Source organism: Actinoplanes sp. NPDC004185, assembly GCF_053603475.1.
Genome location: NZ_JBSGFR010000098.1, coordinates 1 through 9873, shown reverse-complemented (window position 1 = coordinate 9873; position 9873 = coordinate 1). Strand labels below are relative to the sequence as shown.

Annotated in this window: 10 protein-coding genes; 4 read left to right on the top strand and 6 right to left on the bottom strand. The window is 71.5% G+C overall.

The window, feature by feature from the left end:
- The first annotated feature begins 123 nt into the window (after positions 1 to 123).
- Positions 124 to 921 (top strand): isocitrate lyase/PEP mutase family protein, encoded by a 798-nt coding sequence (locus ACWEOZ_RS43660; protein ID WP_451916563.1) that lies wholly within the window; start codon positions 124 to 126, stop codon positions 919 to 921.
- Here ACWEOZ_RS43660 and ACWEOZ_RS43655 read toward each other — a convergent pair.
- The 6 genes from ACWEOZ_RS43655 to ACWEOZ_RS43630 form a co-directional block, all read right to left on the bottom strand.
- Entirely contained in the window at positions 918 to 1697 is a 780-nt protein-coding gene (locus tag ACWEOZ_RS43655) for a DUF4037 domain-containing protein (RefSeq protein ID WP_451916562.1), read from the bottom strand. The genes ACWEOZ_RS43660 and ACWEOZ_RS43655 overlap by 4 nt on opposite strands.
- A complete protein-coding gene (locus ACWEOZ_RS43650; RefSeq protein ID WP_451916561.1) occupies positions 1694 to 1837 on the bottom strand; it encodes a hypothetical protein in 144 nt (47 codons plus the stop codon). Before ACWEOZ_RS43650 ends, ACWEOZ_RS43655 begins: the two co-directional genes overlap by 4 nt.
- Positions 1838 to 1868: 31 nt before the next feature.
- Positions 1869 to 3977: a glycogen debranching protein GlgX gene (glgX, locus tag ACWEOZ_RS43645; protein ID WP_451916560.1), complete on the bottom strand. Its 2109-nt coding sequence runs from the start codon at positions 3975 to 3977 to the stop codon at positions 1869 to 1871.
- Positions 3978 to 4115: 138 nt separating this feature from the next.
- Entirely contained in the window at positions 4116 to 4949 is an 834-nt protein-coding gene (locus ACWEOZ_RS43640) for a DUF2382 domain-containing protein (RefSeq protein WP_451916559.1), read from the bottom strand.
- A gap of 102 nt (positions 4950 to 5051) precedes the next feature.
- Entirely contained in the window at positions 5052 to 5726 is a 675-nt protein-coding gene (locus ACWEOZ_RS43635; RefSeq protein ID WP_451916558.1) for a hypothetical protein, read from the bottom strand.
- A gap of 151 nt (positions 5727 to 5877) precedes the next feature.
- Positions 5878 to 6591 (bottom strand): TetR/AcrR family transcriptional regulator C-terminal domain-containing protein, encoded by a 714-nt coding sequence (locus ACWEOZ_RS43630; protein ID WP_451916557.1) that lies wholly within the window; start codon positions 6589 to 6591, stop codon positions 5878 to 5880.
- 99 nt (positions 6592 to 6690) lie between these two features.
- Here ACWEOZ_RS43630 and ACWEOZ_RS43625 point away from each other — a divergent pair, with 99 nt between their 5' ends.
- From ACWEOZ_RS43625 to ACWEOZ_RS43615, 3 genes are all read left to right on the top strand, one after another.
- A complete protein-coding gene (locus tag ACWEOZ_RS43625) occupies positions 6691 to 8109 on the top strand; it encodes a DHA2 family efflux MFS transporter permease subunit (protein WP_451916556.1) in 1419 nt (472 codons plus the stop codon).
- Complete coding sequence (locus tag ACWEOZ_RS43620; protein WP_451916555.1) at positions 8106 to 9164, top strand: spore photoproduct lyase family protein; 1059 nt, start codon at positions 8106 to 8108, stop codon at positions 9162 to 9164. The genes ACWEOZ_RS43625 and ACWEOZ_RS43620 overlap by 4 nt, the downstream gene beginning before the upstream one ends.
- Positions 9154 to 9873 (top strand): class I SAM-dependent methyltransferase (locus ACWEOZ_RS43615; RefSeq protein WP_451916554.1); only part of this gene is annotated, 720 nt, incomplete at its 3' end. The genes ACWEOZ_RS43620 and ACWEOZ_RS43615, both read left to right, overlap by 11 nt.

The following is a 9873-nucleotide window of genomic DNA, read 5'->3' as shown; positions in this document are numbered from 1 at the left end:
CAGCAACGCGCCCTCAAACACCTCCGTGGGTGCGTACAACCGGGGTTTGAAGCCTTTCGCCCCGATCAGAGGACGCCGCGGCCCGGCCCCGCGGGGCCGGGCCGCGGTCTCTAGGCTGCTCACATGACGGATCTCCGCGATCGTTTCCGGGCACTGCACGCGTCCGGCACCTTCCTGCTGCCGAACCCGTGGGACGCCGGCTCGGCCCGGCTGCTGGAGAGCCTGGGCTTCGCGGCGCTGGCCACCACGTCGTCCGGCCTCGCGGCGAGCCTGGGCAAGCTCGACCAGCAGGTCACCCGGGGCGAACTGGTGGCGCACGTCGCGGCGGTCACCGCCGCGGTGGGGATCCCGCTCAACGTCGACGCCGAACGCTGCTTCGCCGACACCCCGGCGGGCATCGCCGAGACGGTGGACCTGCTGGCCGACGCGGGCGCGGCCGGCATCTCGATCGAGGACTACGACCCGGCGGCGGCCCGGGTGGAGACGCTGGAGGCCGGCGCCGCGCGCGTCGCCGCGGCCGCGCAGGCGTGCGTCCGGCACGGCATCGTGCTGACGGCCCGGGCCGAGAACCACCTGTACGGTCACGACGACCTGGACGACACGATCGCCCGGTTGCGCGCCTACCGCGAGGCGGGCGCCGACGTGGTGTACGCACCCGGCCTGCGGAGCCCGGCGGACATCGGCCGGCTTGTGCAGTCGGTGTCAGCGCCGGTCAACGTGCTGGCGCTGCCGGGCACGCCTACGGTCGCCGAGCTGAGTGAGCTCGGGGTGCGGCGGGTCTCGACCGGCGGCGCGCTGACCTGGGCCGCGTACGGCGGCCTGCGCGACGCGGCCCGCGAGCTGCTGGAGAGCGGCACCACGACGTTCCGCGCCCGCGGCCTGACCGGGGACGAGATCGACCAGGCTTTCGGGGCTCGTTAAGGAGCGCCGAGACCGAGCAGCGGCCCCGCCCGCCGGCAGCGGACCGGGTCGCCGAGGATCTCCGTCGAGTCGGTCACCTGGTCGATCGTGCCCGGCAGGGTCCCGATCGGGCCGCCCCGGCGTCCGCCCAGCCGGTCGACCAGCCCCCGGACCTGCGGCTCGCTGATCGCCGCCGTCAACGCCACCGTCAGCCGGTCGGCGAACAGCACCCGGATGTCGCGCGTGTAGTACCTGCGCGGCGCCGGGTCGACCGGTGCGGCCAGCCCGAGGTCGTTGGTCGCTGTGGCCAGCACCCCCGCGGCCGTGACCAGCGCCGCCTCCCGGTCCCGCCAGTCGGCCGCGGCGGTCGCGGACGCCGGCGCCGGGCCGGCCGTCGCCGCCAGGTCGAGGCGGGTGAAGCAGCTGCCGAGCCATTTCGGGTACGGAGCCCAGCGGCGCTCGATCAGGAACGCCAGCCGCACCAGCTCGCGGACCAGCCGGGCGGCGACCAGCCGTGAGCCCAGGTCGTCACCGACGGCCCCGGCCCGGCCCACGAAGGCCTCCTCCTGCGCGACCCGCAGCCAGCCGGCCGCCAGGGCGTAGCGCCACACGTCGGCCGGATACCAGCGCAGCGCCTCGCGGCGGCGGGTCAGTTCGCCGTCCGGGTCGTGGAACACCGCCCCGGCGGTCAGCGTCGCCAGGGTCTGCGTCGGGGTCAGCAGCCAGGCCGCCACGTCCAGGCCGCCTGCCGGATCGACACCCAGCCGCCGTGCGAAGAAGGCAGCGGCGGTCGTCACCTCGACCTGGTGGAAACCGCGTCGTCGAGGCCGAGGACCTCGGAGCCCTCACCGAGCAGGGCCGCGGCGTGCCGCCGTCCGCCCAGCAGCGGGCGGACGGCGTGCTCGTAGAAGCGGTGGCTCAGCGCGATCCCGGACACGGCCTCAGCGTGCCGTAGCCCGCAACCGGTTTCAGTAGCGGCAGCGCAGCACGACCATGGTGTGGCCCTCGACGTTGCGCTGGCCGCCCGCCTTCGTCGTGCGGCGCCGGGCCGCCAGCAGCGGGTCGGCCGTGTCGACCACGGTCTCCCAGGTACGGCCGTAGGAGCGCGGCGGCAGCGTGAACGTCACCCCCTCGGCGAGCGGGTTGAACAGCACCAGGAACGAGTCGTCGATGATCTCCTCGCCCAGCGCGCCGCGTTCCGGGATGCCGTGGCCGTTGAGGAACACGGTCATCGTCATGCCCGACCGGGTGTTCCAGTCCGGCTCGGTCATCGGCTCGCCGTCGCGGCGCAGCCAGGCGATGTCCGGCACCTTGGAGTCGCCGGCCGGTTCGCCGGTGAAGAAGCGGCGGCGGCGGAAGATCGGGTGGTCCGCGCGCAGCTTGGTCAGCGACGCGGTGAAGCGGGTCTGCACGTCGTGCATCCGGGCGTCTTCCCAGTCGACCCAGCTGAGCTCGCTGTCCTGGGCGTACACGTTGTTGTTGCCGTGCTGGGTGCGGCCCAGCTCGTCGCCGTGAGCGATCATCGGCACGCCCTGCGACAGCACCAGCGTGGTGAGGAAGTTGCGCTTCTGCCGTTCGCGCAGCTTGACCACCTCGGCGTCCTCGGTCGGGCCCTCGACACCGCAGTTCCACGACCGGTTGTGGCTCTCGCCGTCGCGGTTGTCCTCGCCGTTGGCCTCGTTGTGCTTCTCGTTGTACGACACCAGGTCGTTGAGGGTGAAGCCGTCGTGCGCGGTGACGAAGTTGATGGACGCGATCGGGCGGCGGCCGTCGATCTCGTACAGGTCGGAGGAGCCGGTGAAGCGGGAGGCGAACTCGCCCAGGCTGCCCGGCTCGCCGCGCCAGAAGTCGCGGACGGTGTCGCGGTACTTGCCGTTCCACTCGGTCCACAGCGGCGGGAAGCCACCGACCTGGTAGCCGCCGTCGCCCACGTCCCAGGGCTCGGCGATCAGCTTGACCTGGCTGACCACCGGGTCCTGGTTGACCAGGTCGAAGAACGCGGCCAGCCGGTTCACCTCGTGGAACTCCCGGGCCAGGGCGGAGGCCAGGTCGAAGCGGAAACCGTCGACGTGCATGTCGGTCACCCAGTAGCGCAGCGAGTCCATGATGAGCCGCAGCGACTCGTGGTGGCGCACGTTGAGGCTGTTACCGGTGCCGGTGGTGTCGTAGTAGTACTGCTTGTCGTCGTCGACGAGCCGGTAGTAGGCCGGGTTGTCGATGCCGCGGAACGACAGCGTCGGCCCGAGGTGGTTGCCCTCGGCGGTGTGGTTGTAGACCACGTCCAGGATGACCTCGATGCCGGCCGCGTGCAGGGCCTTGACCATCGACTTGAACTCCTGCACCTGCCCGCCGTGCCCGCCGAAGCTGGCGTAGTCGTTGTGCGGGGCGAAGAAGCCGATGGTGTTGTAACCCCAGTAGTTGCGCAGACCCTTGTCGACCAGGGTGCTGTCGTGCACGAACTGGTGCACCGGCATCAGCTCGACGGCGGTGACCCCGAGTTCCTTGAAATGCTTGATCATCGTCGGGTGGGCCAGGCCCGAGTAGGTGCCCCGGACGTCCTCGGGGATCCCCGGGTGACTCTGGGTCATGCCCTTGACGTGCGCCTCGTAGATCACCGTCTGGTGGAACGGGATCTTCAGCGGCCGGTCGTTGGCCCAGTCGAAGAACGGGTTGATCACCACCGAGCGCATCGCGTACGGCGCCGAGTCCTCGTAGTTGACCTCGCCCGGGTTGCCGAAGGTGTAGGAGAACAGCGCGTTGTTCCACTCGTGGTGCCCGTCGATCGCCTTGGCGTACGGGTCGAGCAGCAGCTTCGACGGGTTGCAGCGCCGCCCGGTGGCCGGGTCGTACGGGCCGTGCACGCGGTAGCCGTACCGCTGACCGGGCACGACCCGCGGCAGGTAGCCGTGCCACACCAGGGCCTCACGCTCGGGCAGGTCGATGCGCGTCTCGGTGCCATCGTCGTCGAACAGGCACAGCTCCACCCGGTCGGCGATCTCGGAGAAGAGCGCGAAGTTGGTCCCTCCGCCGTCGTAGGTGGCCCCCAGCGGGTACGGCGAACCGGGCCAGATCTTCATGTCTCTCCTCAACACCTGCGGACGCTCCGCGCATGGCTTCCCACTCTGCCGTGCCTCGAACCCTGGATCCGATGCGGGGCACGACACACCACGACACCCCCCGGATCACAAGATCCGGGGGGCGCCGAATGGTAAAGGTCAGCGGCGGTTGCGGCCGCTGGTCTCGTCGTCGAACTCGATCTGCTCCTTGCGGACCTCACCGGAGACGCGCTCGGTGTCGGTGACGGTCTCCTTGCCCAGGCGCACGCGCTCCACCGGCACGGCCTCGGTGTCGACCACCGGACGCTCGGCGTGCAGCGTGACCTCGTGCTCCTCCTCGGAGATGGCCGGGCCGTCGAGGGCCGCGCCGCGGTTGGCGTCCGTGATCGGCTCGCGCTCCAGGCGTACTTCCTCGCGGCTGACCGGCACGGTGACCTGCTCCTGCTCGGTCACGACGTACTTGCGCAGGCGGGCCCGGCCGGCCTCCTCGGTACGGGTGCCCGCAACCAGGCGCTCCTCGGAGCGGGTCATGGCGTCGTCGGTGTCGCGGCCGGACGTGTCACCACGGTCGTCGCTGCTGTCGTACGCGGTGCCGGTGGTGTTCGTCGTGGTGCCCGACGTGCGGGTCGTGGTCGTGGTGTCGGTGTAGCCGTCACCGTCCCGGTCGAGGTTGCCGCCGGTCGACGAGAGGCCGTAGTAGCGGTAGAGCTCGTCCTCCTCGGCCGGGCTGAGCCGGCCGTCGGGGTCGATCCGCGGGGCGTCCTTCACCTGGTCCTTGCTGAAGGTGACGATGATGCGGTCGCCCTCGAGGTTGGCCCCCTCCAGCGGCACGAAGCTCTGCTTGGTGCCGAACAGGCCGGTCTTGACCGAGACCCACTCGGGGTTGCCGGTCTGCGCGTCGAGGTAGACGTCGGCCGCCGACCCGATCTTGGTGCCGTCGGTCTCGTAGACGTCGGATCCGAGCAGCTTCTGGGTGTCGTTCTGGGTGAGCATGGTGGTTCCTTTCCGGTGGGTGGGCACGACCGATCGTCCGGCCGGCCCCGGTTTGCGGTATTACGGTGTGGTGCGGTGAGTGAGGTCAGGTGCGGCGGGCGCTCAGAGCCCGAGGCCCGCCTTGTCGACCTTGCGGTGGTAGCGCATGCCCGCGAGACCGCCGAGGATCGCGCCGGCGAGGGCCGCCACGACGGCCACCACGATGGCGATGATGCCGCCGGTGGTGACGTCGCCCTCATTGATCGGCAGGCGCGGGAAGCCGCCCAGCTTGGCCAGGATGTCGAACTTGGCGCCGGCCAGTGCGCCGGCGACGGCCACCACCACCGCGATGACGATGGACCAGATCCAGACGCCGATCCCCTGCTTGGCCCCGCTGAGCCGGGCCATCCGGCCCGCGACGTAGCCGCCGCAGTAGTACGCGATCAGGAGCACCACGAGCAGCGCGATGCCGCCGACGATGCTGACCGTGCCGGCATTGTCCGCCGCCTGGTCGGCCGCCTGACCGGCGTCCGTGTCGTTGGCCACGCCCACCGCGGTGCCGGCCGCGGCCAGCAGGGCCGTCAGCAGGATCGCCGTGCCGGTCGCGGTGAGCCAGCCGAAGAAGGCCGAGCCCCACTTGATGCCGCCGTAGCGCTCCTTCTCACGCTGGAGCACGGCATGCCGCTCACTGGTGACCGCCGTCGCTCCGGAGTCACCGGCCGAGTCGGCATGAGCGCCGGAGTCGTCGCGGGAATACCGCGCCGCACCGTCATCGCGCGCATTTCGGGGACTGTTCATGACTGGCTCCGGGGGGAAGGTGCCTGCGGGGGAACGATCATCGAAGCCGCTGCTCAGCGCCGCGGTCCGACATCCTTACGCTGGCCAACTTGCCCGGCTGTTTACCGCATAAACAGGCGATCTTTAATTCTTTCAGGCACCGCTCAGGACGTTAGTGAGCGCCATTCCGGGGTACCGCCCGCGCCCGTCCCTGCGGCCGGGCGGGCAGCATCAGCGCGACGCGGTCGAGCAGCGTCTCGAGAGCCTCCTCGAAGTCCTCGGCGGAGTGATCCTCCGACAGGTGCGGTTCGAGGCGGCGCAGCACGGGATAGGGGCTCAGGTCGTGCACCGGCGGCACCTCGGGCTCCTCGACCGGGCCCGTCTCGACCCCCATGGCCGAGACCTCCAGCAGCAGATGGCCGAGCAGGAAGCTGCTGAACGCCCGGTACACCGCCGCGGCGTCCGCGTCGGAGAAGCCGGCCGCGGTCATGACCTCCAGCAGCGACTCGATGCCGCGCAGGCTGCGCAGCGGGGGCCGCACCCAGGGCGCCGCCGGCGGGCGGGTGGCCACCAGCGGGAACACCTCGGGGTGGGCCAGCGCGATCCGGCGCAGCCCGTGGGCCAGCCGCTGCAGATAGTCGACCCATCCGGCCGGCGCGTCGAGCCCGAGGTCGGGATCGGCGTACAACTCGTCCACGACGGACTCGACCACCGCGTCCAGCAACGCCTCCCGGCCGGGCAGGTGGCGGTACAGCGCCATGCCCTCGACCCCGAGGAACGCCCCGAGGCGCCGCATGGTCAGCTCCCGCAGGCCACGCTCGTCGATGAACCGCACCGCGGCCTGCACGATGCGCTGCTGATCGAGCCCCGTCTCGCTGTTCCGCATGGTCCCTCCGACCCTGACGCCGCACAGCCGGATGAAGTGTGTCACGCCGTCCCGCCGGGCTGACCGGACCGGGCCGCCCGAGGGGGTAGAAAGGATCCGATGCCCGAGCTCAGTCACCGCCGCCGCCAGCTGGTGCTCGCGATCTGCTGCCTGAGCCTGTTCATCGTCGGGCTGGACGTCACGATCGTGAACATCGCGCTGCCCTCGTTGCGGGCCGATCTGGACGCGTCCGTCTCCTCGTTGCAGTGGGTGCTGGACGCGTACACGCTGGTGCTGGCGAGTCTGCTGATCCTGTCCGGCTCGACCGCCGACCGGGTGGGCCGGCGGCGCACGTTCCAGACCGGGCTGGCGCTGTTCACCGCCGGGTCCTTGCTGTGCAGTGTGGCGCCGGGGCTGGGCTGGCTGATCGTGTTCCGGATGGTGCAGGCGGTGGGCGGCTCGATGCTGAACCCGGTCGCCATGTCGATCATCACGAACACGTTCACCGAGCCTCGCGAGCGCGCCCGGGCCATCGGCGTCTGGGGCGGGGTGGTCGGCCTGAGCATGGCGCTGGGGCCGGTGCTGGGCGGGGTGCTGGTCGCCGGGCTGGGCTGGCGCTCGATCTTCTGGATCAACGTGCCGGTCGGGGTGGCCGCGATCGTGCTGGCCGCGCTCTACGTGCCCGAGTCGCGGGCCGCGCACCCGCGGCGCATCGACCCGGTGGGTCAGGTGCTCGTGCTGCTCGTGCTGGCCTCGGTCACGTTCGGCATCATCGAGGGCCCGAACGCCGGCTGGGGCTCGCCGCTGATCGTGGGATGCTTCGTGCTGGGGGCCGTGGCGCTGGCCTCGCTGCTGGCGTACGAGTCGCGCCGCACCGAGCCGCTGCTGGATCTGCGGTTCTTCCGCAGCGTGCCGTTCGCCGGGGCGACCGTCATCGCGGTCTGCGCCTTCGGCGCGCTCGGCGGCTTCCTGTTCCTCAACTCACTGTATCTGCAGGAGGTGCGCAGCCTGTCGGCGTTGCAAGCCGGCCTGTACACGTTGCCGATGGCGGCGCTGACCGCGGTGATCGCGCCGCTGTCGGGCCGCATGGTCGGCGCCCGCGGGCCCCGGCTGCCGCTGATCCTGGCCGGCTCGGCGATCGCGCTGGCGATGCTGCCGCTCACCCGGCTCACCGCGGACACCCCGGTCTGGCTGCTGTTCACCGCGTACGCGATGTTCGGTTTCGGCTTCGGCATGGTGAACGCGCCGATCACCAACACGGCGGTCTCCGGCATGCCCCGCGCCCAGGCGGGTGTGGCCGCGGCGATCGCCTCGACCAGCCGTCAGGTCGGTGCCGCGCTCGGTGTGGCCGTCGTCGGCGCCGCGGTGGTGTCCGGCCTCAGCGGCGCGACGGCACAGCAGTTCGCCGGGGCGAGCCGCACCGGCTGGTGGATCCTGTTCGGCTGCGGCCTGGCCGTCCTCGCCCTGGGCCTGGCCACCACCGGCCGCCGCGCCCGCGCCACCGCCGCCCCCGTCGAAAGCCCGGTGCCCGTCATATGAGTGCTCTGCTGGACATTCGCCGTATCTACGTCGAGCCGGAGGCCGCCGCCCTGCCCCGCGGCAAGGAGATCCTGGCGCGCTTCCCGGAGGCGGAACGCGTCGAGGTGGAGAGCCACCACCGCATCCCCGAGCTGTACGGCGACGAGACCAATGTCGACCGCTGGGTCCGGATCAAGCGCGAGGCGCTGGTCCTGGGCGTCAAGAAGTCGCTGGCCGCCCGCCCCAACGGCCGCTCGGCGGACTTCATCGCCCCGTCCACGGCCAACGGCTGCGCGATGGCGTGCGCCTACTGCTACGTCCCGCGCCGCAAGGGCTACAGCAACCCCATCACCGTCTTCGCCAACATCGACAAGATCCAGGGGTACGTGCAGCGCCACGTGAGCCGCCAGGGCGTGAAGCCGGCGCCGAACGAGTGCGATCCGCACGCCTGGGTCTACGACATCGGCGAGAACTCGGACTGCTCGCTCGACGCCCGGATCAGCGACAACGTGCGGGACCTGGTCGAGCTGTTCCGCTGGCTGCCCACGGCCAAGGCCAGCTTCGCCACCAAGCACGTCAACCGTGATCTGCTGGAGTGGGATCCGCAGGGCCGCACCAGGATCCGTTTCTCGCTGATGCCGGCGCGCGACGCCAAGCTGCTCGACATCCGCACCAGCCCGGTGGCCGAGCGGATCGCCGCGATCGACGACTTCGTCGCGGCCGGCTACGAGGTGCACGTCAACTTCAGCCCGGTCGTGGTGCGCGACGGCTGGCTCGAGGACTGGGCGGTCCTGCTCGACCAGCTCGACGCGGGCATCGGCCCGGAGGCCAAGGCCCAGCTCGCCGCCGAGGTCATCTTCCTGACCCACAACAAGGACCTGCACGAGGTCAACCTGGGCTGGCATCCCAAGGCCGAGGAGCTGCTCTGGCGTCCGGAGCTGCAGCAGGTGAAGCGCTCGGAGAACGGCGCCCTGAACGTGCGCTACCGCACCGGCGACAAGGGACGCTACGTGGCCGCCCTGACCGACCTGATCGCCGCCCGGACCCCGTATTGTCGGATCCGCTATGCCTTCTGAACTGAGCGAGCCTCCTGAACTGCCCGGCATGATCGGGACCTTCGACGCGGCGGCCGCGAGCTACGACAGCGTGGGCGTCGACTTCTTCACGCCGATGGGCGCCGAGCTGGTGCGCCGCGCCGCTGTCCGGCCCGGCGAGCACGTCCTCGACGTCGGTTGTGGACGGGGCGCGGTGCTGCTGAGTGCCGCCGCCGCGGCCGGCCCTGCGGGCCGGGTCGTCGGCATCGACCTGGCGCCGTCGATGGTCGAGCTGACCGCGGCGTCGACCGCGCACCTTCCGGGCGTGACGGTGCAGGTGGGCGACGCGCAGCGACCGGCGTTCGAGCCGGGCACCTTCGACGTCGTCACGGCCGGGCTGGTGCTGTTCTTCCTCCCGGATCCGCCGGCCGCGGTGGCGGCCTACCGGGAGCTGCTGCGGCCCGCTGGCCGGCTGGCGTTCAGCTCGTTCGCCCAGTTCGACCCGCGCTACGAGCGCGCCATGAAGGCGCTGGCCGCGCACACCGCGACGCCGCGGCGGCGGGAGCAGGCACCCGGCATGTTCGGCTCCGAGGCGTCGCTGCGCGCCGCCCTGAGCGCCTGGTCGCGGGTCGGGATCACCGAGTTCACCCAGGTGAGCCGCTTCGCCGGGATCGAGCAGTGGATGGCCTGGGTCGGCTCGCACGGCGGCCGCGCGGTGCTCGCCGCGGTCCCGCCCGACCGGCTGGCCGCC